The sequence below is a fragment of the Dactylosporangium sp. NPDC049742 genome (assembly GCF_040674675.1).
Lineage (GTDB): Bacteria > Actinomycetota > Actinomycetes > Mycobacteriales > Micromonosporaceae > Dactylosporangium > Dactylosporangium maewongense.
Genome location: NZ_JBFANF010000031.1, coordinates 52529 through 77414 on the forward strand (window position 1 = coordinate 52529; position 24886 = coordinate 77414).

Genomic DNA, 24886 nt, shown 5'->3' on the forward strand with positions numbered 1-24886 from the left:
ACAGACTAACAGTGTTAGTTTAATGGGCATGCGTGCCGTCTACTTCGCCGCCGCGCGGCGGACCCCCATCGGGAAGCTGCGCGGCGGCCTCAGCCATGTCCGCCCCGACGACCTCGCCGCCACCGTGATCCGGACGCTGGTCGAGGGCATCGACCCCGCCCGCGTCGACGAGGTCTACTGGGGCGCCGCCAACCAGGCCGGCGAGGACAACCGCAACGTCGCCCGCATGGCCGCGCTGCTCGCCGGGCTGCCCGAGTCGGTGCCCGGCGCGACCGTCAACCGGCTGTGCGCGTCCGGCCTGGAGGCGGTGACCGTCGCCGCCCGCACCATCGCCGCCGGGGAGGCCGACGTGGTCGTCGCCGGCGGGTCCGAGTCGATGAGCAGGGCACCGTTCGTGCTCCCCCGGCCCGACGACGCGCTGCCGCACGCGATGGCCCTCGCCGACACCCGCCTCGGGTGGCGCCTCACCAACCCGCTCATGAAGGACCTGCACGGCGTCCTGAGCATGGGCGAGACCGCCGAGGAGGTCGCCGCCCGCTACGGCGTGTCCCGCGACCGGCAGGACGCGTTCGCGCTGCGCAGCCACCAGCTCGCCGCTCTTGCCAGGGACGCGGGCGACTTCGCCGACGAGATCGTCCCGGTGGACGGCGTCGTCTCCGATGAAGGCATCCGCGCCGACACGAGCCTGGAGAAGCTCGGCACGCTGAAGCCGGTCTTCAAGGCGGGCGGCACGGTCACCGCCGGCAACTCCTCCCCGCTCAACGACGGCGCCGCCGGCCTGCTCCTGGTCAGCGAGGAGGCGCTGGGCGAGCTCGGCCTGGAGCCGCTCGGCCGCTACGTCGCCGGTGCCTCGGCCGGCGTGCACCCCGACGTGATGGGCATCGGCCCCGTCCCCGCCACCGCCCGGGTCCTCGCCCGCAGCGGCTGGAAGCTCGGCGACGTGCAGTCCGCCGAGCTCAACGAGGCCTTCGCCGCGCAGGCGCTCGCCGTCACCGACCAGCTGGGGCTCGATCCCGACCTGGTCAACCCGTCCGGCGGCGCGATCGCCCTCGGCCACCCGCTGGGCTGCTCCGGCGCCCGCATCCTGACCACCCTGCTGCACCGCATGCGCCGTACCGGCGCCACCCGCGGCCTCGCCACCATGTGCGTCGGCGTCGGGCAGGGTTCCGCCGTCCTCGTGGAGAGCTGAACATGTCGCGATTCAACGGAAAAGTCGCTCTTGTCACCGGGGCCGCGCAGGGCATCGGCCTGGCGACGGCCCGCCTGCTCGCCGCCCAGGGCGCCCGCGTCGCGCTGCTCGACCTGGACGCGTCCCGCGTCCCCGACGGCGTCGGCACCGCGTACTCCTGCGACGTCACCGACCAGGGCGCGGTCGACCGCACGTTCGACCGCGTCGTCGAGGACCTCGGCTCGCTCGACATCCTCGTCAACAACGCCGGCATCACCCGCGACAACCTGCTCTTCAAGATGCCGTTCGAGGAGTGGGAAGCAGTCCTCACCACCAACCTGACCAGCATGTTCCTGTGCTGCCACGCCGCGCAGCGGCACATGGTGCCGGCCCGCTCCGGCCGCATCGTCAACCTCAGCAGCCGCTCCGCGCTCGGCAACCGCGGCCAGGCCAACTACGCCGCGGCCAAGGCCGGCGTCCAGGGCCTCACGGCGACCCTGGCGATCGAGCTCGGCCCGTACAACATCACCGTCAACGCCGTCGCGCCCGGCTACATCGCCACGCCGATGACCGCCGCCACCGCCTCCCGCGTCGGCAGCACCCCGGAGGACCACCAGAAGGAGGTCGCCGCCCGCACCCCGCTGCGCCGGGTCGGCCAGCCGGAGGAGGTCGCCGCCGTGATCGCGTTCCTCGCCAGCGACGAGGCCTCCTACGTCTCCGGCCAGACCCTCTACGTCAACGGCGGCGCCCGCTGACGCCTGCCCAGGATTTCTGTCGCACCCCTGTGCTTGAGTGTCGGTACGCCTCCCCGCCGGGGCCGCTGGAGGTGACCGTCGAGATTCCCCACGGACGTTGGTAACAGGGCGAAGTTCCTGAACAGATGAGGACCTCCGGGTGAGGTGGAGCTTGTCGAAGGTTCCGCACCACCCGGGAGGTCCTCGTGCCCCACGCTGACGCCCCGTTGACCGAACTCGGCCGATTGCGGCTTGCTCGTTGTGTCGTCGACGACGGCTGGCCGCTTCGCCGGGCCGCTGACCGGTTCCAGGTCGCGGTGACGACCGCGAAACGGTGGGCCGACCGGCACCGGACCGAAGGCACCGCGGGCATGCGTGACCGGTCCAGCCGCCCGCACCGCAGCCCGGCCCGCCCACCCCAGCCGGCCGAACGACGGGTCCCGCACCTGCGCCGCACGAAACGGCTGGGACCGGTCCGGCTCGGCTGACGCCTGGGCCTGCCCGCGTCGACCTGTCACGCGATCCTGCGCCGCGCCGGCGTCGCCCGTCTGGCACATCTGGACCGAGCCACCGCCAAACCGGTCCGTCGCTACGAACACCCCGCGCCGGGCGACCTGGTCCACGTGGACGTGAAGAAGCTGGGCAACATCCCCGACGGCGGTGGCTGGCGCACGCAGGGCCGAGCGCAGGGCAATCTCAACCGCACCGCCACCCCCGGGACACGCCACCGACGCCTACGGTGGTTCCCGGCTCGGCTACTGCTTCCTGTATGGCCGAGCATCGCGGGCGGCTGGCCGGCGCCGAACAACTGCCGCCGCGTGGCCGGAGCCCGCACCCGAGACCGGGCGACCTTTAGGGGCGGCGCGACCGGCGGCGTGTTCGTCGCCTCGGGTGGGGGTGGCGCACGACCGCCGCACCTTTGCGGGAGGGGCGGCGCCTTCCGGTTCCGGACGTCTTGAGCGGGCCGGACGGAGAGGGCCGGGCGGGGCGTAACGTAACAGAACCTTAAAGCGCGCAACGCTACGACCTGCGCACATAGAGGTACTTCTTTTGTGAAAGAAACTTAACTGATACAGTCCCTGCCCATCGATCCCATCGATGTGGAGGGCTCGCTATGAGAGCGCAACGTCGAACATTTGCCCTGATTGCCGGCGCGGCGGTGACGCTAGTGGCGGGCATGGTCATGGCCACCGTCACCCAGGCGGAGGCCGCCAGCAACGCCGCCGCCGCCGTCGCGTGCTCGGCGCCCGCGTGGGCGGAGGGCAACACCTATACGGCCGGCACCCAGGTCACCTACGGCGGGAAGCTGTACCAGGCGCTGGTCACGCACACCGCGTACGTGGGTGCGGGCTGGAACCCGGCGTCGACCCCGTCGCTGTGGAAGGACCTCGGCGCGTGCACCGGCGGCACGCCCAGCACCAGCCCGAGCGCGAGCAGGAGCCCGAGCACCAGCCCGAGCGCCAGCCGGAGCCCCAGCACCAGCCCGAGCGCGAGCAAGAGCCCGAGCAGCAGCCCGTCCACGTCGACGTCGCCGGGTGGCAGCACCTGCGCGGTGAAGTCGCGGCCCGCCGGGAAGGTCCTGCAGGGGTACTGGGAGAACTGGGACGGCGCCTCGAACGGCGTGCACCCGGGCATGGGCTGGGTCCCGATCACCGACGCGCGGATCAAGCAGCACGGGTACAACGTCATCAACGCCGCGTTCCCCGTGATCCGGTCCGACGGGACCGTGCTGTGGGAGGACGGCATGGACGCCGGCGTCAAGGTGTCCACGCCCGCCGAGATGTGCGCGGCGAAGGCGGCCGGCGCGACGATCCTCATGTCGATCGGTGGTGCGGCCGCCGGCATCGACCTGAGCTCCAGCGCCGTCGCCGACCGGTTCGTCGCGACGATCGTGCCGATCCTCAAGACCTACAACTTCGACGGCATCGACATCGACATCGAGACCGGGCTCACCGGCAGCGGCAACATCAACACGCTGTCGACGTCGCAGGCGAACCTGATCCGGATCATCGACGGCGTGCTCGCGCAGATGCCGTCGAACTTCGGCCTGACGATGGCGCCGGAGACGGCGTACGTGACCGGCGGCAGCGTCACCTACGGCTCGATCTGGGGCTCGTACCTGCCGATCATCAAGAAGTACGTCGACAACGGCCGGCTGTGGTGGCTGAACATGCAGTACTACAACGGCAGCATGTACGGCTGCGCCGGTGACTCCTACTCGGCCGGCACCGTCCAGGGCTTCCAGGTGCAGACGAACTGCCTCAACAGCGGCCTCACCATCCAGGGCGTCACCATCCGGGTGCCGTACGACAAGCAGGTCCCCGGCCTGCCCGCCCAGACCGGTGCGGGTGGCGGCTACATGAGCCCGTCGCTGGTGTCGCAGGCGTACAACACCCAGCTCAAGGGCCTGATGACCTGGTCGATCAACTGGGACGGCTCGAAGGGCTGGTCCTTCGGCGACAACGTGAAGTCGCTGCAGGGCCGCTAACCGGCGGCAGCCGCCGCCACGACGCCCGCCGCGATGAGCGACAGATCGGCAGCGGTCGTCACGTACGGCGGCATCGTGTAGATCAGATCGCGGAACGGCCGCAGCCACACCCCGTGCGCTGCGGCCGCCCGCGTCGCCGCCGCCATGTCCACCTCGTGGTCGAGCTGGACGACACCGATCCCGCCGAGGACCCGTACATCGGCGACACCCGGCACCTCGCGGGCCTCCTCCAGACCGGAGGAGAGCACCGTCTCGATCCGCTTCACGTCGCCCTGCCAGTCGCCGTCGAGGAGCAGGTCCACCGACGCCCCGGCGACCGCGCAGGCCAGCGGGTTGGCCATGAACGTGGGGCCGTGCGCCAGGACCGGCACGCTCCCCCGCGAGATGCCGTCGGCGACCTCGGCCGTGCACAGGGTCGCGGCCAGCGACAGGTACCCACCGGTGAGCGCCTTGCCCAGGCACATCACGTCGGGCGAGACCCCGGCGTGGTCGGCGGCGAACAGCGCGCCGGTGCGGCCGAACCCGGTCGCGATCTCGTCGAAGATCAGCAGGACGTCCGCGTCGCGGGTCGCGTCCCGCAGCACCCGCAGGTACTCCGGCGCGTGGAAGCGCATCCCGCCGGCGCCCTGCACGACCGGCTCGACGATCACCGCCGCGAGCTCATGCGCGTGCTCGTGGATGAGCGCGGTCAGCGCCGCCGCGTAGGCCGGGTCGAACGCCGCCGGCGGTTCCGGCGCGAACACCTGCGCCGGCAGCACCCCCGTCCACAGGCTGTGCATCCCGCCGTCGGGGTCGCAGACCGACATCGGGTGGAAGGTGTCGCCGTGGTACCCGCCGCGCCAGGTCAGCAGCCGGCGCTTCGCGGGGCGGCCCAGCGAGCGCTGGTACTGCAGGCACATCTTCACCGCGACCTCGACCGACACCGACCCCGAGTCGCTGAAGAACACGTGCCGCAGCGGCTCCGGCGTCAGCTCGACGAGGCGCGCCGCGAGCGAGACCGCCGGCTCGTGCGTGAACCCGCCGAACATCACGTGGCTCATCCGGCCGAGCTGCCCCAGCGCGGCCGCGTCGAGGACCGGGTGCCGGTACCCGTGGATCGCCGACCACCACGACGCCATCCCGTCGACCAGCTCGTCGTGGCCCTCGAACGGCTCCGCCAGGCGGATCCGCACCCCCTCCGCCGAGGCCGCGACGAGCGGGGCGCTCCGCCCGGGCATCGGCCCGTACGGGTGCCAGACGTGCGCCCGGTCCAACGCCAGCAGCTCCTCGACACGCATGCAGCGACCCTATCGACGCCGGCCGGAGGACTGGTGCCGGGTTGGTATCCTGCCGCTCCATCATGGACAGCGACAGCGCGGCGGTCCTGGCGACCGCATCGAAGGTCGAGAACGTGGACGACCTCGCCGAGCTCTTACGGCACCTGCGCCGGCGGCAGGCCCGGCGGCGGGGCGAGCCACCGCTGACCTACCGCGAGCTCGCGGGCCGCACCGGCTGGTCCCACGGCAGCATCGGCGGCTACCTGACCGGCAAGATCGTCCCGCCGGCGGACCGCTTCGACGAGCTCGTCCAGCTGCTCGACGCGGCGCCGGAGGAGCTCGGCGCGCTCGCCGACGCCCGCGACCGCGTCGAGGAGCACGCCCGATCCGACGCCCGCGACCGCGTGGAGGAGCACGCCCGGGCCGACGAGTCGGGCCCGGCGGAGCAGGCCGCCGACCCGTCCGTGCCGCACCAGCTGCCGGCCGCGCCGGACGCCTTCACCGGGCGGGCCGCGGCGATCGCGCGGCTCGACGCGGCCGTCAACGGCGCTACCGAGGGCGGCACCGTCGTCGTCATCGGCACCGCGGGGGTCGGCAAGACCGCGCTCGCGGTGCACTGGGCGCACCGGGTCATCGAACGGTTCCCGGACGGCCAGCTGTACGTGAACCTGCGGGGGTTCGGCGCTGCCCCGGAGGTGACCGCGGACGAGGCGCTCCGGGCGTTCCTCACCGCCCTCGGCGTGGCGCCCGACCAGGTCCCGGCGGAGCTGGACGCGAGGATCGGGCTCTTCCGCAGCCTCCTGACCGGCCGCCGGGTCCTCGTCGTGCTCGACAACGCCGCCCACGCGGAGCAGGTCCGGCCGCTGCTGCCCGGCGGCGGCTCCGGCAGCCTCGCCCTGGTCACCAGCCGCAACCAGCTCGCCGGGCTGGTCGCCACCGACAGCGCCGTGCCCGTCACCCTCGACCTGCTCACCGCCGGGGAGACCCGGCGGCTGTTCGCCACCCGGATCGGCGCCGCCCGCGTCGAGGCCGAGCCCGCCGCCGTCGACGCGATCGCCGGCACCTGCGCCCGGCTGCCCCTCGCGCTGGTGATCGTGGCCGCCCGCGCCGCCGCGCACCCGGACCTGCCGCTCGGCGTCCTCGCGCACGAGCTGCGGACCGAGCGGGTGCTGCACGACGCCGGCGTGCGGCCGGTGTTCGACTGGTCGTACCAGCGGCTGAGCGCCCCCGCCGCCACGCTCTTCCGGCGGCTGTCCCTCGCCCCCGGCCCCGACGTGGGCCGGGACGCCGCGGCCGCGCTGCTCGGCGAGGTCCACGGGGAGCCGGCCGGCGCGTGGCGGGCCCTCGCCGAGCTCACCCACGCGAGCCTGCTCACCGAGCACGCGCCCGGCCGGTTCGTCGCGCACGACCTGCTCCGCGCGTACGCCGCCGAACTGTCCGGCACCCTCGACGGCCCGGCCGACCGCGACGCCGCCACGGTGCGGCTCCTGGAGCACTCCCTGCACACCGCGCACACCGCGGCGCTGCTGCTCGACCCGCACCGCACGCCGCTGCCGGGCCTGCCCGCCGCCGCCACGCCCGGCACGGAGGCGCAGGCGCTCGCCTGGTTCGCCGTGGAGCACCACACGCTCCTCGCCGCCGTCCGGGAGGCCGCCGCCACCGGCCACGACGGCCACGCGTGGCGGCTCGCGTGGACGCTCGTGGACCACCTCGACCGGCGCGGCCACTGGCCGGACCTGCTCGCCGCGCAGCGGGTCGCCCTGGCGTCCGCGCGGCGGGCCGGCGACGTCGCGGGCGAGGCGGTCAGCGCCCACCAGCTCGGGCGGGCCTGCATCCGGATGGGCGACTACGACGCCGCCGCCACCCACCTGGAGCTGGCCCTCGACCGGTACGGGCACGTCGGCGACGACGCCGGAAGGGCCCGCGTCCACGGCAACCTCGGCTTCATCGCCGACCGGCAGGCCCGCCCCCGCGACGCGATCGGGCACCTGCTGCGCTCCCTCGACCTCCTGCGCGCCACCGGCGACCAGGCGGGGCAGGGCTCGGCGCTGGCGAACCTCGGCTGGTTGTACGCCGCGTCAGGCGAGCACCGGGAGGCCCTCGACCACTGCCACCAGGCCCTCGAGCTGCAGCAGCGGATCGGGGACCGGACCGGCGAGGCCTACAGCTGGGACAGCATCGGCTTCATCCACCACCAGCTCGGCGAGCACGAGCCGGCCGTCGAGTGCTACCGGCAGGCCCTGGAGCTGTGGCGGGAGATCGGCGACCGCTACGGCGAGTCGGAGACCCATACCCACCTGGGCGACCTGCACCGGGCGGCGGGCGCCGACGCGGAGGCCCGCGCCTGCTGGCTCGCCGCCCTCACCATCCTCGAGGACCTCGGCCACCCCGACGCCGACCAGCTCCGCGCCCGGGTGGCCTAGCGCCCGGCTCAGCGATGGGTCAGGTCGGCGCAGCTGGACTCGCCCGGCAGCAGCGGGCGGAACGTCACCTGCCAGTTCGAGCCGGCCGACGACCACGGCGTCCGGGAGTTGGCCTTCCCGGCGGCGGCCAGGATCTGGGCGCCCTGCCCGTCGGTGGCGCTCACACAGTGCACCCCCGGCCGGTCCGCGACCGGCTCGCCGGGCAGCGCCGGACCCGGCCACGCCACCGGCGCCTGCGGCTGCAGGCCCTCGTCACCGCCCGCCTCGGTCCACTGGACGGCGACGGCCGCGACGCCCGCCGCCGGATACGCCGCCGACTCCGACACCGCGCCCTTGCCCAGCGTCGACGGCAGGTCGGTGAGCGCCTCCACGAGGCGCTTGAGCCGGTCCCGGGCGGCGCGCTGCGAGCCGGACAGCTCGTCCTCGCCGATGCCGAGCGCCGGGACGTCACTGACCTGCTCGCCGGCGGCGGTGCGGACCATGATGTGCGTGGTGGGCGCGTCGGCGACGTTGGGCATGCCGAAGTCGGCCTGCTTGCCCACGCCCGCGTCGACCGCCCGGTCGACCAGCTTCGCCACGTCGGCGGTGCTGATCCGCTGCAGCTGCACATTCGGCAGGGCGGGGCCCGGATAGATCTCGATCACGGGCCCGTTGGTGACGACCCGGCCGTCGCCATACACGCTCAGCGTCGGCACCTCCGTGACGGTCATCGCGACCGGGACCATGCCGCCGGAGACGTCGACGCGCAGGACGAGGTCGTCTGCGCCGTACGAGCCCGCCGACGTGCCGCCGGCCGGTTCGGCGCCGCAGCCGGCGGCGGCCATGAACAGGGAAAGCACCAGGGTGGCGGCGAGCACGCGCAGCTGTCTCATACCGGCTCTGACGCACCGCCCCACCCTCCGGTTCCGCCCCCGGGTGAGGTTGCCGCCGTCGGAGGTGGGCAGAGCGCCACCATGCCACCAGCGAAAACCATCACGCCAGCCACGGCGAAAACCAGCACGCCGGCAGCGACGAAGAAGAAAGGCAGCCAGCCCTGGCTGCACCAACAGAGCACCGAGATCCAGCGGTTCGGCACCGTCCGGCAGTTCCCGGTCGCGCTGTCCGCGGAGACCCGGATGTACTCCTGCGAGCGGCTCAACCAGATCCTCGCCGACACCCAGATCCTGTTCGCGCTCTACAAGAAGCACCACTGGCTGATGCGCGGCCCGACCTTCTACCAGCTGCACCTGCTGCTCGACAAGCACGCCGGCGAGCAGCTGGAGCTCGTCGACGCGGTCGCCGAGCGGGTGCAGACCCTGGGCGGCATCGCGGTCGGCGACCCGCGGCACGTCGCGGAGCTCACCCGGGTGCCGCGGCCGCCGGACGGGGCCGAGGAGGTGCCGGCGATGCTGTCGCGCCTGCTCGAGGCGCACGAGATGATCCTGACCGAGGCGCACGACGCGGCGGCGAAGACGGGCGCGATGGGCGACGACGGCACCAACGACATGCTGGTCTCCGAGGTGATCCGCACCGGCGAGCTGCAGGCGTGGTTCCTGGCCGAGCACCTCGTCGACACCCCGCTCGTACGGACGGAGGAAGCCACCAGGACCAGGCGTTGATGGAAGGAGATACCGTGTCGGCGTGACGAGGCAATCCGACTCGCAGTTGGGCGTCGACCTGGGGACCACCCACACGGTTGCGGCGCTGACCTCTGCCGACGGTCGCAGCCAGCCCCTGCTCTTCGACGCGAGCTTCCTGCTGCCGTCGTCGGTGTTCGCGGAGGTCGACGGGCACCTGCTCACCGGCAAGGACGCCGAGCGCAGCGCCCGCCTGGACCCGAGCCGCTTCGAGCCCAACCCGAAGCGCCGCATCGACGACGGCAGCGTGCTGCTCGGCCCTCGCGACTATCCGGTGTCGGACCTGCTCGCGGCCGTCCTGCGGCGCACCGCCGACGAGGCGTCGCGGGTGCTCGGCATCATGCCGGTGCGCACCGTGCTCACCTATCCGGCCAACTGGGCGACCCACCGCCGGTCCGTCCTGGCCGACGCCGCCGCGCGCGCCGGCATGCCCGCCCCGATCCTCGTGCCCGAGCCGATCGCGGCCGCCGCCTACTTCACCACCGTCATGGGGCGGCAGATCGCTCCCGGCGGCGTCCTGGTGGTGTACGACTTCGGCGGCGGCACGTTCGACACCTCCGTCCTGCGCCGGCGGCCCGACGGCGGCTGGGACGTCCTCGCCAGCGACGGCCTGCCCGACGTCGGCGGCGTCGACCTCGACGCGGCCCTGCTCGCCGACGTCGGGCAGAGCCTCGCGATGGGCAACGCCGAGCAGTGGCGGCAGCTCACCGACCCCACCGACGACATCTCCCGCCGGCGCAGCTTCCTGCTCCGCGAGGACGTGCGCACCGCCAAGGAGCAGCTGTCGCGCACCTCGTCGGCGGGCGTGCACGTGCCGCTGTTCGAGGTCGACCTGCACGTCACGCGGGCCGAGTTCGAGCAGGTGTCGCGGCCCTACCTGCAGCGCACCGTCGACCTGACCGCCAACACGCTCCAGCGCGCCGGCGTGCGCACCGACCAGATCGCCGGGCTGTTCCTGGTCGGCGGGTCGAGCCGCATCCCGATGGTCAGCACGCTGCTGCACCAGCGGCTCGGCGTCGCCCCCACGATCATCGAGCAGCCGGAGCTGGTGGTGGCCCTGGGCAGCGCGATCGCCGCGATGCCGAGCCGCCCCGGGCCGGTCGCGGGGCCCGTCTCGGGCCCGCAGACCGGGCCGCGCCTGCCGGGCATGGGTGCGCCGATGGGCGCCGTGCCCGTCTCCGGACCCGCGGGTGGCGGACCCGCCACGCAGGTGTCCGCGCCCGTGACGGGCCCGATGTCGCCGGCCGCGTCGCCCTCGTCGCCGCCCACCTGGATCGGCGGCCTCCCGCCGGCGTCCGGCGCCCCGGTCTCCGCCCCGCCGAACGCCTTCCCGCAGAGCGGCCCGCCGTCCAGCGGCCCACCCGCGAGCGCCCCGCCCCTGAACGCCCCGGGCGGCCACCCGGGCTTCGCGCCGCCCGGCGGCCCGCAGGGCTTCGCCGCGCCCGGTGGTGCCATGGCCGGGGCCGCGTTCGGCAGCCAGGCGCCGGCGACCGCCCAGTTCGGTCACGGTGGCAGCCCGGCGACGCCCGGCGGCCCGCCCGGGGTGCCGCCCTTCGGCCCGCCCCCGCCGCGCCCGGCGAGCGGCGCCCGGCCCGGGCTCGTCATCGGCATCGCGGTCGCGCTCGTGCTGCTGCTCGGCATCGGCGGCGTCGTCACGTACCGGGCCGTGAGCAACGACAAGCCCGTCGACAACCCCACCGTCAGCACCGGCAACGGCAACCGCGGCACCGGCGGCGGCGCCACCGAGGCCGGCCCGGCCAGCACCAAGGACGCCAAGCCGGGCGCGAAGCAGCAGACCGTCGACATCAACAAGGCCGTCTGGTACGGCCAGGTCAAGCTCACCTTCGGCAAGATGACCTACGAGGCCGACGCCGACGAGGACCCGCTGGTCGCCGAGGTCCAGATGGAGAACCTCGGCGACGACACCGTGCAGTCCTACGGCGTGCGGATGGCGTTCCAGATCGACGGCCAGGAGTACTCGGGCCGGTTCAAGGAGACGTCGCAGGTCTCCGGCGGCCAGAAGAGCAACTTCCACGTGTCCTTCGCCGTGTACGACCCGCTGAAGGCCAGCATCGGCACCGGCACGCTGCTCATCGGCGACGGCAAGGAGGCCCAGGCCAAGATCCCGCTCGGCGGCGGCGAGGTCGTCGCCTACGAGCCGGTCAACGTGCTGCAGAACAAGTCCGTCACGATCCACGATCTGCAGGTCACGTTCACCACCTGCGATGTGCGCGGCGGCTTCCTGGACTACAACGGCCAGGCGCTGAAGGACAACCGGGTCTTCACCTGCAAGCTCGACATCCGCTACGACGGCAAGAGCAGCAAGTACGTGGGCGCGGAGCACTTCCGGCTCGGCCTGCCCGACGGCACCGAGGTCGCCCCGAAGAGCGCGCCGAACGAGGCGATGTCGTCCGGCTCGGAGAACCTGGCGCCCGCCCGCAACCTCGGCTTCCAGTTCAAGTACGTGCCCGGCACGTACAAGCTGCGCGTGGTCGACATCGCGGGTGACGCCCGGAAGCCGACCGACGTGGCCGAGCTGGACGTGACCGTCAAGTAGGCGGGTCCGCCCGCGGAGGTCAGGACCCGTCGCGCAGGTCGGCGAGGCGGGTCCGGGCGAACCTGACGGCGGAGAAGTCGGCCGTCGTGCCGGGCCCGCGGGGCGACTGGACCAGCAGCCCGGCCTCGACCGGCGCGCCGGGCGCGAGGGGCAGCGCGAACACGCGGGCCAGCTGCCAGGTGACGCCGTCGCCGGAGGTGTGCAGCGCGAAGACCGAACCCATCCGGCTGATCCGCAGGTGGATGCCGGACCCTTCATACGGCCAGCCGTTGGCGTCGTCGGAGGCGCCGGCGCGGGTCACGACGGTGACGACGCGCGGGATGCCTTCGGGGTCGAGCTCGGCGCAGATCTTGCACCAGTTCTCGTCGTCGATCCAGGCGAGCAGCACCGCGGAGTCGAACGTGTCCCGCAGGACCGGCTCGACGTGCGCGCTGAGCTGGAAGTCGCCGTCGACCCGGGCGGTGAACCGCTCGGCGTCGGGCCGGCTCGACCCGCCGGCCGGGTCCAGGAACAGGTCGGCGCCGGGCCCGCCCGAGACCCGCAGCCCACCGGCCACGGGCACCGGCGCCGGCGCGGTGCGGGGCCCGGAGGCACGGAAGCGCAGCGGCACACCGTCGAACACGAGGTCGTCCACCTCCACCACGCTACGCGAGACCCGGGACCTCGCGGACCTTAGTTCGGGCTCCGATCAAAGGGTTGGATCGAGTCTATTTCCTGAGCGGTTCTGTTGATTTCTGTGTGACATCGTTAACATGCGAAATCAGCATCCACCGATACCTGCCGCCAGCGGTGTCGGACTCCGTCCGCCAAGGAGAACGCTCATGTCCGCATCACGTCACCGGCGGAGGCTGCTCACCACAGTCCTCGCCGCGGTGCTCGGCCTCGGGACGGCGGTGTCCGCCGCGCCGCCCGCGGGGGCCGCGCCGGCCCAGCCGTCGCCCCTCACCACCCCGTGGACGAGCCAGGCGCTCGCCGGCCAGCCGCTGCCGGAGTACCCGCGGCCGCAGATGACCCGTCCGGACTGGCTCAACCTCAACGGTGAGTGGCAGCTGCGCCAGTCGACCACCAACGACAACCCCGTCTTCGGCCAGACGCTGCCGGAGCGGGTCAACGTCCCGTTCCCCGTGGAGTCGGCGCTCTCCGGGATCAAGCGGCCCGCGAACGACAACCGGCTGTACCTGTTCTACCGCCGCACGTTCACGGTGCCGGCCGGGTGGGCCGGGCGGCGCGTCCAGCTGCACTTCGGCGCGGTCGACTGGCAGACCACGGTGTGGGTCAACGGCGTGCAGGTCGGCGGGCACACCGGCGGCTACGACCGCTTCGAGTTCGACATCACGCCGCAGCTCAACGGGGGCACCAACGAGCTGATCGTGCGGGCCTACGACCCGTCGGACACGCCCGGGCTCAACATCGCCCGCGGCAAGCAGGTGCGCGACCCGGGCGGCATCATGTACACGCCGTCGTCGGGCATCTGGCAGACGGTGTGGATGGAGCCGACGCCGACCGCGTCGATCTTCAGCGCCGACCTGTACCCCAACATCTCCAACAACACGTTGCGGATCCGGGTCTTCACCAGGGGCGACGTCAGCGGGCACTCGGTGTTGGCCGAGGCGATGGACGGCACGACCGTGGTCGGCACGGCGACGGGCGGCTTCACGGACTTCACCGTCCCGGTCCCCAACGCGCGGCGGTGGTCGCCGGACGACCCCTTCCTGTACAACCTCCGGATCTCGCTGCGCAACGGCGCCGGCGCGACCGTGGACCAGACGATGCACTACTTCGGCATGCGTGAGGTCGGCAAGGCCGTGGTCAACGGCAAGCTCGTGCCCACGCTGAACGGGCAGTTCGTGCTCCAGAGCGGCGTGCTCGACCAGGGCTTCTGGCCCGACGGGCTCTACACGGCCCCGACCGACGCGGCGCTCGCCGGCGACCTGCAGAAGATCAAGGACCTCGGCTTCAACATGGTCCGCAAGCACATCAAGGTGGAGCCGCAGCGCTGGTTCTACCACGCGGACCGGCTCGGGCTGCTGGTGTGGCAGGACATGCCGAGCATGGGCGAGGCGCCCGGCACCGCGGCGCAGCACGCGCAGTGGGAGACCGAGGTCGGGCAGATCGTCGACGAGCACCGGTCGTCGCCGGCGGTGATCGTGTACGTGCCGTTCAACGAGGGCTGGGGCGAGTGGAACCTCGCCGACACGACCCGCGTGGTGAACAACGTCAAGAACCAGGACCCGACCCGGCTCGTCAACGCGCACAGCGGCTACAACTGCTGCAACTCGAAGGGCGACCCCGGCAACGGCGACATCCAGGACTGGCACTGGTACGTCGGGCCCAACTCCCCGACGCCGACCAGCACCCGCACGGCGGTCCTCGGCGAGTACGGCGGCCTCGGCGTGCGCTCCCCGGGGCACGAGTACAGCCCGAACGGCGGCTTCTTCGCCTACGAGACGCACCCGAACGGGACGTCGGCCACCGACCGGTACATCGCCGTCCAGGCCCAGGCGCTCAACCTGGTCTACTCGCGCGGGCTGGCCGGGATGGTCTACACCCAGCCGTTCGACGTCGAGGGCGAGTTCAACGGCTTCTGGACCTACGACCGGCAGGTGCTCAAGTACGACGGGGCCCGCATCCGCGCCGCGAACCAGCAGATGATCGCGGCCTCGAAGCGGCTCAACACCGCCGGCCCGCCGCCCGGGGCGCCGGTCACCGGCCCCGGCGGCAAGTGCGTCGACATCGCGGCCGACGACACCGGCGGCAACGGCTCCGCGGCGCAGCTGTGGGACTGCCAGCTCAGCGCCGTCGACCAGCACTGGTCCTGGAACGGGAGTGCGCTGCAGACACTCGGCCGCTGCCTGGATGCGACGGGCAACGGCACCGCCAACGGCACCCTGATCCAGCTGTGGGACTGCAACGGCGGCGGCGCGCAGCAGTGGGTGCCGCAGCCCAACGGCTCGCTGCGCAACCCGCAGTCCGGCCGGTGCCTGGACTCCCCCAGCGGCTCCACGGCCAACGGGGCCCGGCTCCAGCTCTGGGACTGCAACGGCAGCGGTGCGCAGGTGTTCCGCATGGGTGGCGGCTCCCCCGGCGCCACCTTCGTCAACGGCCCGGGCGGCCAGTGCGTCGACGTTGCCGCCGACGACACGGGCGGCAACAGCGCCGCCGTGCAGCTGTGGGGCTGCCAGCCCTACGCCGTGGACCAGCACTGGGCGTGGGACGGCACCGCGCTGCGCACGCTCAACCGGTGCATGGACGCGACCGGCAACGGCACCGCCAACGGCACCCTGATCCAGCTGTGGGACTGCAACGGCGGCGGGGCCCAGCAGTGGGTGCCGCAGCCCAACGGCTCGCTGCGCAACCCGCAGTCGGGCCGCTGCCTGGACTCCCCGAACGGCTCCACGAACAACGGGGCCCGGCTCCAGCTCTGGGACTGCAACGGCAGCGCCGCACAGGTGTTCCTGAAGCAGTAACGACCGTGGATTGGCGGGGGGTGGCGGTTCGCCGCCCCCCGCCATCGCGATTTGTCAAGAGTTGACAAAACTCGATATCGGCGCGAATCTCCGTAGTGAACGTCCCGCCCCCTTGAGAAGCGCCGCCCCGCCAGGTGTGCGCACGCCATCCCCAGCGTCGACGGCTGGTGCTGGCACGCGCGCTGACAACGATGTCGGAAGCGGCGAGACAACCCTCACCGAAACGGCAGGTTGCCGCATGACACTCCCCCGCCCCCGTTCCACCCGCAGACGCGCCTGGTTCGCGGCGGCCGCCCTCGCCGCGAGCCTGATCAGCGCCACCGTGTTCACCGAGCCGGCGGCCGCCGCCCCCGGCGACTGGTCGACCAGCTTCGAGGCCGGCGAACCGCAGCCGACCTGGACCAACAGCGTCGAGAACAGCAACGGCGTCGGCGGCTACTGCTGCGCGCTGACCGGCATGGAGAGCATCCCGGGCACCGGAACGGCGCACACCGGGACGACCGCGCTGCTGTACTCGGGCAACGACCTGAGCGCGACGACGTCCTTCTCGTACAACCGGGTCTTCGACGTCGACATCCCGGTCGGCGCCGCCAGCACGCTGTCCTACTGGGTGTACCCCCAGTCCGGCGGGCACCTCGACGTCGCGGTCGACCTGATGTTCACCGACGGCACCAACCTGCGCGACTCCGGCGCGGTGGACCAGCACGGCGTGCGGGTCCACCCGACGTTCCAGGGCAACGGCTCGGTCCTCAACTTCGACACGTGGAACTACGTCACGTCGAACATCGGCGCGGTCCGGGCCGGCAAGACGATCGACCGGATCATGGTCGCCTACGACCAGCCGCTCAACACGGGGCTGTTCCGCGGCTGGTTCGACGACATCCAGATCAGCGCCGACGGCGGCACCGCGGCCCGGCTGTCGGACTACGTCGACACCCGGCGCGGCTCCAACTCCAGCTTCAGCTACTCGCGCGGCAACACGTTCCCCGGCGCGACGGTCCCGAACGGCTTCAACTTCTGGACCCCGGTGACCAACGGCAACAACGACAGCTGGCTGTACGAGTACAAGGCCACGACCGTGCAGGGCTTCGCGATCAGCCACGAGCCGAGCCCGTGGATCGGTGACTACGCGCAGCTGCAGGTCATGCCGATGACCGGCGCGGTGAAGTCGACGCCGGACTCGCGCAAGTCGACCTTCACCCACGCCAACGAGGTGGCGAAGGCGCACTACTACAAGACGCGGCTCGACACGTACGGGATCACCGCGGAGATCGCGCCGACCGACCACGCCGGCGTCATGCGCTTCACGTTCCCGTCGGCGGCGGAGTCGGTGATCCTGTTCGACACCGTCGACAGCGCCAGCGGCTCGCTCACCGTCAACAACGCCAACCGGACGATCCAGGGCTCGATCAACCACCGCGGCCAGACGCTGTACATCTCGGCGACCACGGACAAGGCGATCGCCGCCTCGGGCACCATCACCGGCCAGGGCGCGACCAGCTGGGTCCGCTTCGCCACCGCCGCCAACGAGCAGGTGACCCTGAAGATCGGCACCTCGTTCATGAGCGTCGCGCAGGCCACCGCCAACCTCAACCAGGAGGTCGGCGCGAAGAGCTTCGACACCGTGCGCGAGGACGCCGCGACCCTGTGGGACTCGACCCTCGGCAAGGTCCGGATCGAGGGCGCGACCAGCGACAACCAGGTCACGTTCTACTCGAACATGTACCGCTCGTTCATGTACCCGAACAACCGCTCCGAGATGGTCGGCGGGGTCCGCAAGTACCACAGCCCCTACGACAACACGATCCACGACGGCCAGATGTACGTGAACAACGGCTTCTGGGACACGTCCCGCGCGGTCTGGCCGCTGTACACGCTGCTCACGCCGACACGGACCGGCGAGATGCTCGACGGCATCGTCAACGCGTACAAGAACTTCGGCTGGACGCCGCGCTGGACCGGGCCGGGCTCGATCGACATCATGGTCGGCACCAACCAGGACCTGGCGTTCGCCGACGCGTACATGAAGGGCGTCCGCAACTTCGACTACCAGGCGGCGTACGCGTCGATGGTGAAGAACGCGAGCACCTACTCCGGCGCCGGCAACAAGGGCCGCAAGGCCATCCAGACGTCGGTGTTCAAGGGGTACGTGGCGACCGACGTCCTCGGCGAGTCGGCGGCGTGGACCCTGGAGGACGCGACCAACAACTTCGGCATCGCACAGATGGGGCAGGCGCTCGGCTACACCGAGGACGCCGCCTACTTCCGCAACCAGGCCCTCGACTACACCAACCTGTTCTCGCAGTCCGTCGGGTTCTTCCGCGGCAAGCAGAGCAACGGCGCGTGGCGCACCACCGACGCGAACTTCAAGCCCAACGAGTGGGGCTGCGAGTTCACCGAGGGCGCGCCGTGGCACTACGCGACCGCGGCACCGCAGGACCCCAACGGCATGGCCAACCTCTACGGCGGCAAGGCCCAGCTGTCGGCGAAGATCGACGCCGTGCTCGCCGCGTCCCGGGACTTCCTGCCCGGCTGCTACGGCGGGACGATCCACGAGATGTCCGAGGCGTACGACACGAACATGGGCCAGTACGCGCACTCCAACGAGCCCATCCACCACATGCTCTACATGTACAACTACGCCGGCACCCCGGCGAAGACGCAGAACCAGGTCCGGCGGGTGCTCACCACCCTCTACAACTCCGGTGCGGGCACCGGCAACGGGTACCTCGGCGACGAGGACAACGGTGAGATGTCGGCGTGGTACGTGTTCTCCGCGATGGGCTTCTACCCGGCGCGGATGGGCTCGACCGACTACACGATCGGCGCGCCGCTGCACCCGAAGACGACGATGACGCTGGAGAACGGCCGGACGTTCACGGTCAACGCCCCCGGCGTCAGCGACACCAACCGCTACATCCAGAGCGCCACCCTCAACGGCGTCAACTACACGAAGAACTACCTGACGCACGCGGACCTCACCGCGGGCGGCACGCTGAACTTCGTGATGGGCCCGAACCCGTCGTCGTGGGGCACCGGCGCCTCGGACATCCCCGGTTCGCTCACCACCGGCACAGCCGCCCCCGTCCAGCTCAAGGACAAGGCGACCGGCAGCACCGTCACCGCCACCGCGGAGAACGGCACCGCCGAGGGCCGCGCGATGCTGGTCGACGACACGTCGATGACCAAGTGGCTGGCCTTCGCGACCACCGCCACGATCACCTGCCAGCTCACCGCGTCGGCGACGGTCAAGCAGTACACGCTGACCTCCGCCGACGACGTGCCCGGCCGCGACCCTCGCAGTTGGACGCTGCAGGGCTCGAACGACGGCGTCACCTGGACGACGGTCGACACCCGCACCAACATCGACTTCGTCGACCGCAGGCAGACCAGAGCGTTCGTGATCTCCAACGGCACGTCGTTCTCGCGCTACCGGCTGCAGATCACGGCCAACCACGGGGCCGCGGAGACCCAGCTGGCGGAGCTCGAACTGCTCGGCTGAGCGACGCCGGAACCACGGGCGGCCACCGGTGCTCCGGTGGCCGCCCTTTCGCGTGTACGCCTCTGCTACGCGCTCAGGACCGTGGCGCGAGCCTCGAGCGCTTCGAGCGCCTCGGCGTCGTGCCGCACCGCGAACCGCTCGTCACGGCCCCCGCCGGCGATCAGGACGTCGACGCCGACCGGGTTGGCGACGAACGTCAGCCGCAGCGGGCCGCCCGCGTCCGGGCCCTCGCACTCGAACCACTGCAGGAACGGGTCGGTCTGCCTGACCCCGGGCACCGTCCCCTGCCGCACCTCGCAGCGCGGAAACGTCCACCCCCGCCGCCGCAGCGTGTCGAGCACCAGCCACTGCCCGCCCGTCGGGTGCACCGTCACGGGCGTCACGCCGACGTCGACTGGCTTCCCCGCGACGGTCACCGTGGTCCGCAGCCGCACCGACACGGCCGGCAGGTGCTCGCCCGCGAAGTGCGTGAACGGCGTCTCCCACGGCAGCGGCTGCTCGAACGGGATCGCCCGGCTCCGCCCGGCGGCCAGCGTGAACCCCGCCGACACGTCGCACCGCAGGACGTCGACCTCGACGCCGCTGACCACCGTCATCAGCGTCACGGCCACCCCGTCCACGGCGAGGTCCTCCCGGGCGCCGCCGAGATGCACCTGCCCGGCGGCCATCGTCCCCGGCCGCACCCCGCGCTCGTCGAGCGTCGCCGATCCGAACATTCCGACGCTCCTCGCCCTCACACCAGGAACCGACACTAACACGTGGCGCTGTACGGTTTCCCGCTTTCGCAGCACACCTGACATTGCCGCCCGGATCAGGCGCAGATGTTCATCGACTCCCTCTCTCACCTACTTCTCGACCCTCAGCGCCACCGGAAGGTGATCACCCCTGGCAGTCCGTGACCAGCCAGGTCAGGCCGGCCGAGGTCCGCATCGCCACGGTGCCGCTGGAGTACGAGTACCACCGGATGGCGGTGAGCACGCCGGCCGCGCACTTCAGCTCCACGCCGAGCAGGAAAGGTCTTGCCGTTGACGTAACGGAAACTGAACCGCCGGCCGCCGACGTCGCAGATGTACCGGTCGACGCTCGCGCCCGGCCTCGGCCAGCAGGTAGGTTGCCGACCTTGCCGTAGGTGTAGTTGCGCACCAGGCCGACGAGGTGACGCCGTGGTGGCATGCAGGGGCGTAAGCAATCAGTCGGGAACCGACACTCCGCAAAGTTCGCAGAACAAGCAATCCCCCCAACGCAGCCCAAGACTGACAAAACCCGTCGGGGCGCGCCGGTCTTGAGGGGGCGAGGGTGGAGCGAAGCTCCCCCTGTGGGGAGCGAGCTCCGCTCGCGCGGGGATGCGGAGACCGCCAATGCGAAACGCCCCCGGCGTGAGCAGGGGGCGTCGCGGTTGTAGCGGGGACAGGATTTGAACCTGCGACCTCTGGGTTATGAGCCCAGCGAGCTACCGAGCTGCTCCACCCCGCGTCGGCTTGTCCAGGTTAGCGCACGGCTGTCGCGTCTTCCAAATCGCTTACGGGTGACCGTGTCCGGCGTCACGAGGGGCCGCCGCACCGGAGTGCGACGGCCCCTCGATGCTCGACGTCGCTCAGCCCGACGGGGCCGGCGAGACCGACGGGCTCGCGCCGGCCGAGACGCTCGGTGACGCCCCCACCGACGGGGTCGCCGCCGGGGTCGCGGCCTTCACCGCGGCCTCGTAGCGGCCGATCGCGTCCTGCAGCGCCTTGAGCGCCCGGCCGTACCCCTCGAAGTCGCCGGCGACCTGGGCCGCCTTGAGGTCGGCGATCGCCTTGTTCATGTCGTTGATCGCCGCCTGTACCTGCGGAGACCCGGACTGGTTGCCCGTCGCCGGCACGGTCGGCTCGCCGCCGTTCTCGCCGCTGCCGGGGACGGGCGCCTGACCGGTCGCCTGTTTCACCAGCTCGGCGAGGCCGTCGGCCAGGTTGTTGGCGTAGGCCTTGTAGTTCGGGCCGTACGCGACCAGGACCCGCTGGAGCGTCGGGTACGTCTTGTCGCTCTTCGTCCGCGTGTAGATCGGCTCGACGTACAGCATGCCGTCGGCGACCGGCAGGGTGAGCAGGTTGCCGTACATGACCTCGGAGTTCTGGGAGCTGAACTGGGTCAGCTCCCGCCGCGCGTCGCCGATGCCGGTCATCGTGCTGTGCATCTGCGCCGGACCCTGGATGTTCGTGTCCGGCGGCAGCTCCAGGATCTCGAACACCGGCTTGCCGTCGACGTACGACGCCGACATCAGCGCGGCCAGGTTGCCGCGGCTGCGCGGGGCGAGCGCCGTCGTGAGCTGGAACCGGGATTTGTCCTGGTTGGGCAGCTTGGCCACGATGTAGTACGGCGGCTGGTCCGCGGTCGGGTTCGCCGGGTTCTTCGGCACCTCCCAGAAGTCCTGGCCGGAGAAGAACCCGTTCGGCGTGGTGACGTGGAAGCGGCTGAGCAGGTCACGCTGGACCTTGAACTGGTCCTCCGGGTAGCGCAGGTGGTCCTGCAGCGACTGCGAGATCGCCGAACGCGGCTTGACCAGCTTGTTGCCGAAGGCCTTGTTCCACGCCTTCAGGATCGGGTCGCTCTCGTCGAACGCATACAGGGTGACCTCACCGCTGTACGCGTCGACGGTCGCCTTCACCGAGTTGCGCAGGTACGAGACGTCCTGGCGCGGCTCGGGGAACATCCGGCTGTTGGTCGACGAGTCCTGGATCGCGGTGTTCCAGTCGATGCGCTGCGAGTACGGGTACGTCGCCGAGGTGGTGTACCCGTCGACGATCCACTGGATCCTGCCGTCGACGACCGCCGGGTACGGGTCGCTGTCCAGCGTCAGGAACGGCGCGATCTTGCGGACCCGGTCCTCCGGGTTACGCACGTACAGCACCTTCGAGTTCGCGTTGAACACGCCCGAGAGCAGGAAGTTCGTCTCGCGGAACTCCGCCGCGTAGAGCAGCCGCCGCCAGTACGAGCCGACCGCGACGCCACCGGCGCCGTCGTAGGTGGAGTACTGGTCGCCGGCGTTGGCGGTCGGCCGGTCGAACTCGGCGCCGGCGGTGGTGCCGGGCGCCCGGCCGGTGATCGCGTAGACCTCACCCATCTGCTCGCCGTAGTAGATCCGCGGCTCCTTCACCGGGATCAGGTCCTGCTGCGACGCGCACTGCTGGCCCTGGTCGCCGACCGGCTTGGTCTGCTCGCCGAGGAAGCCCGACACGTAGAACGGCAGGCCGTTGCAGACGACCTGGTTGGCCGGCGCGGCGACGAACCCGTAACCGTGCGTGTACACCGAGTGCCGGTTCTGCCAGTTGTTCTGCTGCAGCTGGTTGTAGTTGATCTCACGGGCGCCGACCACGTAGTCCTGGGTCTTGCCGTTGATCGTGTACCGGTCGATGTCCAGCTTCGGGTTGAACTCGTAGAAGCCGCGGACCTGCTGCTGCTGCGTGTACGTCTCGCCGACGACCGTCGGGTCGAGCAGGCGGATGTTGGTGACGGTCTCGTCGTACGACGGCAGGTTCGTCGGCGGTTCCTGGTTCCGCGACGCGTACGGTTTGACGTCGACCGTGTTCAGCCCGTACGCCAGCCTCGTGGCGTCGATGCTGCGCTGGAAGTACTGCGCCTCCTTCTGCAGCTGGCTCGGCTTCACCGTGAACGACTGCACCGCGGCCGGGTAGATCCCGCCGACCGCGACCGCCGACAGCGCCAGCAGGCCCAGCGCCAGGCCGGGCCACACGAGGTTGCGCATGAACGCGTTGGAGAACACCAGGATCGCGATCGCCACGACGATCGAGATCCAGGCGAGGATCTCCTTCGCCGGCAGCAGCGCGTTGATGTTGGTGTAGCCGGCGCCGTACAGGTCCTGGGTCGGGAACTTGTCCAGCAGCAGGCCGCGCCGGTCCAGGTAGTACGCGGCGGCCTTGAGCAGCACGAACGCGGCGACCAGCGCGGTCAGGTGGGCGCGCGCCGCGGTCGTCATGCGCTCGCCGGCGCCCTGCAGCCGCACCCCGCCGAACAGGTAGTGCAGCGCCAGCGCGCCCAGCAGCGAGAAGACCACCGCGGTGAAGGCGACGCCCAGCACGTACCGCCAGAACGGGTATTCGAAGACGTAGAAGCTCAGATCCACGCCGAACTGCTTGTCGGTCTGCCCGAACGGCGTGCTGTTGCTGAACAGCAGCCAGTCCTGCCAGTGCCCCTGCGCCGACAGGCCCGAGAACAGGCCGATCAGCCCGGCGACCGCGACGACCCAGATCGTCATGTGCGGCAGCAGGAAGAGGCGGTAGCGGTCCAGCGCGTGCTGCTCGGCGGAGTGCGGCCGCAGCAGCGGGCGGGTCCGGTACGCCAGGTAGAGGTTGCCGGCGATGATCAGCCCGACCGAAACCCCGAAGATCAGGAACATCCACAGGCGGGTCGTCAGTACGGTCGAGAAGACGCCCGTGTATTTGACCTCGGAGAACCACAGATAGTCGGTCCAGGCACCGACGATCCGGTCGAAGAGGGTGAAGAGCAGGAAGACGACCGCCAGCACGACGATCGTGACCCGACCACGTCGGCTCACCCTGGTCATCGGATTACGCATTACCACGGTCGGCTCCGCCCGTTCGCGTATGGAAACTCGTTCAGCGTAGTCATGGACCACACAACGCTGGTGTACGACCGGCCCGCAACTGCTCGAGTGCGGCGAGCGCCTCGTCGGCGGTGCTGACCTTGATCAATGGCAGGCCCGGCTGGGCGTTGGCGACGGCCTCCTCGCAGTTGGCCGCCGGGGTGAGGAAGACCTTGGCCTTCGCCGCCTTCGCCGCGACCAGCTTCTGCGGGATGCCGCCGATCGGCCCGACGTTGCCCTCGTCGTCGATGGTGCCCGTGCCGGCGATGACGATCCCGCCGGTCAGGTCCTCTTCCTTGATCGTGTCGATGATGCCGAGCGTGAACATCAGCCCGGCCGACGGCCCGCCGATGCGGTCCAGCTGGATCGACAGCTCGAACGGGTGCGGCTGGGACGTCTTGGCCACGACCCCGAGTCGCGGGTTGCCGTCGTCGCCGGCCTTCGTCGCGATGCTCGCGGTCGCCTTGCTGCCGCCGCGGGTGTACTCCACCTGCCGCGACGTGCCGGCCGGCTTCGCCCGGATGAGCTCCGTGAGCTTCGCCAGGGACGTCACCGGGGTGCCGTCGATGGCGGTGATCACGTCGCCCTTCTGCAGCTGACCCACAGCCGGGTAGCCCTCCGACACCTCGTCGACGGCGACCAGGACCGGATAGCCGAGCTCGCGCAGCGCGACCGTCTCCGCCGAGGACTGCGACGCCTGGAAGTCCTTCTTGTTGTCCTCGTTGACCTGCTGCTCCGTGCGGTTCGGCGGGTAGATCAGCTCACGCGGCACCACCGCGCGGTCCTTCTGCCACCAGCCGATCATGGCCTCGAGCAACGTCATCTGCGGCTGCACCGACACCGTCGTCATCCGCAGCTGCCCGGCCGACTTCGTGACCGTCGCCCCACTGACATTGATGATCGGCTTGCCGTCGTCGCCGGCGCCGAGCGTGTTGTACGTCGGTCCGGGGCCCATCTCGACGTAAGGCACCTTCAACACGGTCGTCTGCCAGGACAGCAACAGCAGCAGCAACGCGCCGACCAACACGGTCACGCCACGACGTCTCATGGCGGCGAGCCTAGCGCTCTCCGATTT

15 protein-coding genes, 1 tRNA gene and 1 pseudogene are annotated in these 24886 nt (G+C 71.3%); 9 read left to right on the plus strand and 8 right to left on the minus strand.

The window, feature by feature from the left end; all coding sequences use genetic code 11:
* The first annotated feature begins 28 nt into the window (after window positions 1–28).
* The 4 genes and pseudogenes from AB0J72_RS32215 to AB0J72_RS32230 all read left to right on the plus strand — a co-directional run bounded on the left by AB0J72_RS32215 (window position 29) and on the right by AB0J72_RS32230 (window position 4390).
* Window positions 29–1189, plus strand: coding sequence for a thiolase family protein (locus tag AB0J72_RS32215; protein ID WP_363405127.1), 1161 nt, complete (start codon window positions 29–31; stop codon window positions 1187–1189).
* Window positions 1190–1191: 2 nt separating this feature from the next.
* The gene (fabG, locus tag AB0J72_RS32220; protein WP_360560279.1) at window positions 1192–1923 is read left to right on the plus strand and encodes a 3-oxoacyl-ACP reductase FabG; all 732 of its coding nucleotides are present in this window, start codon (window positions 1192–1194) and stop codon (window positions 1921–1923) included.
* A gap of 185 nt (window positions 1924–2108) precedes the next feature.
* Window positions 2109–2603, plus strand: a pseudogene (locus AB0J72_RS32225) (leucine zipper domain-containing protein); the annotation flags it as partial.
* Between the two features lie 413 nt (window positions 2604–3016).
* Complete coding sequence (locus tag AB0J72_RS32230; protein ID WP_360560283.1) at window positions 3017–4390, plus strand: glycosyl hydrolase family 18 protein; 1374 nt, start codon at window positions 3017–3019, stop codon at window positions 4388–4390.
* Here AB0J72_RS32230 and AB0J72_RS32235 read toward each other — a convergent pair.
* On the minus strand, window positions 4387–5667 hold the full coding sequence (locus tag AB0J72_RS32235) for an adenosylmethionine--8-amino-7-oxononanoate transaminase (RefSeq protein ID WP_363405130.1): 1281 nt from the start codon (window positions 5665–5667) through the stop codon (window positions 4387–4389). The two genes, AB0J72_RS32230 and AB0J72_RS32235, sit on opposite strands and share 4 nt — an antisense overlap.
* Before the next feature lie 62 nt (window positions 5668–5729).
* Between AB0J72_RS32235 and AB0J72_RS32240 the strand changes: the two genes are divergently transcribed.
* The gene (locus AB0J72_RS32240) at window positions 5730–8069 is read left to right on the plus strand and encodes a tetratricopeptide repeat protein (protein WP_363405132.1); all 2340 of its coding nucleotides are present in this window, start codon (window positions 5730–5732) and stop codon (window positions 8067–8069) included.
* Window positions 8070–8077: 8 nt separating this feature from the next.
* On the opposite strand, the gene AB0J72_RS32245 is transcribed toward AB0J72_RS32240, so the two are convergent.
* On the minus strand, window positions 8078–8941 hold the full coding sequence (locus AB0J72_RS32245; protein WP_363405134.1) for a hypothetical protein: 864 nt from the start codon (window positions 8939–8941) through the stop codon (window positions 8078–8080).
* 81 nt (window positions 8942–9022) lie between these two features.
* Here AB0J72_RS32245 and AB0J72_RS32250 point away from each other — a divergent pair, with 81 nt between their 5' ends.
* Both AB0J72_RS32250 and AB0J72_RS32255 read left to right on the plus strand, forming a co-directional pair.
* The gene (locus tag AB0J72_RS32250) at window positions 9023–9667 is read left to right on the plus strand and encodes a DNA starvation/stationary phase protection protein (protein ID WP_363405136.1); all 645 of its coding nucleotides are present in this window, start codon (window positions 9023–9025) and stop codon (window positions 9665–9667) included.
* A 22-nt stretch (window positions 9668–9689) separates the two neighbouring features.
* Window positions 9690–12242, plus strand: coding sequence for an Hsp70 family protein (locus AB0J72_RS32255; protein WP_363405138.1), 2553 nt, complete (start codon window positions 9690–9692; stop codon window positions 12240–12242).
* 19 nt (window positions 12243–12261) lie between these two features.
* Here AB0J72_RS32255 and AB0J72_RS32260 read toward each other — a convergent pair whose 3' ends face one another.
* Entirely contained in the window at window positions 12262–12876 is a 615-nt protein-coding gene (locus AB0J72_RS32260; RefSeq protein ID WP_363405140.1) for a DUF1349 domain-containing protein, read from the minus strand.
* A gap of 187 nt (window positions 12877–13063) precedes the next feature.
* On the opposite strand from AB0J72_RS32260, the gene AB0J72_RS32265 reads away from it, so the two are divergent.
* Together AB0J72_RS32265 and AB0J72_RS32270 are read left to right on the plus strand one after the other, a co-directional pair.
* Window positions 13064–15709: a ricin-type beta-trefoil lectin domain protein gene (locus AB0J72_RS32265; protein ID WP_363405142.1), complete on the plus strand. Its 2646-nt coding sequence runs from the start codon at window positions 13064–13066 to the stop codon at window positions 15707–15709.
* Window positions 15710–15947: 238 nt separating this feature from the next.
* The gene (locus tag AB0J72_RS32270; protein ID WP_363405144.1) at window positions 15948–19211 is read left to right on the plus strand and encodes a GH92 family glycosyl hydrolase; all 3264 of its coding nucleotides are present in this window, start codon (window positions 15948–15950) and stop codon (window positions 19209–19211) included.
* Window positions 19212–19276: 65 nt separating this feature from the next.
* On the opposite strand, the gene AB0J72_RS32275 is transcribed toward AB0J72_RS32270, so the two are convergent.
* The 5 genes from AB0J72_RS32275 to AB0J72_RS32295 all read right to left on the minus strand — a co-directional run bounded on the left by AB0J72_RS32275 (window position 19277) and on the right by AB0J72_RS32295 (window position 24859).
* Complete coding sequence (locus AB0J72_RS32275) at window positions 19277–19927, minus strand: sporulation protein (protein WP_363405146.1); 651 nt, start codon at window positions 19925–19927, stop codon at window positions 19277–19279.
* Window positions 19928–20090: 163 nt separating this feature from the next.
* The gene (locus tag AB0J72_RS32280; protein WP_363405148.1) at window positions 20091–20213 is read right to left on the minus strand and encodes a hypothetical protein; all 123 of its coding nucleotides are present in this window, start codon (window positions 20211–20213) and stop codon (window positions 20091–20093) included.
* 397 nt (window positions 20214–20610) lie between these two features.
* A tRNA-Met gene (locus tag AB0J72_RS32285) sits at window positions 20611–20684 on the minus strand.
* 121 nt (window positions 20685–20805) lie between these two features.
* Window positions 20806–23772 carry a UPF0182 family protein gene (locus tag AB0J72_RS32290; protein ID WP_363405150.1) on the minus strand — a complete coding sequence of 989 codons (2967 nt, stop codon included), beginning with the start codon at window positions 23770–23772 and terminating at the stop codon, window positions 20806–20808.
* A 61-nt stretch (window positions 23773–23833) separates the two neighbouring features.
* Window positions 23834–24859, minus strand: a complete 1026-nt coding sequence (locus tag AB0J72_RS32295; protein WP_363405152.1) for a PDZ domain-containing protein — start codon at window positions 24857–24859, stop codon at window positions 23834–23836.
* Between the last annotated feature and the right edge of the window lie 27 nt (window positions 24860–24886).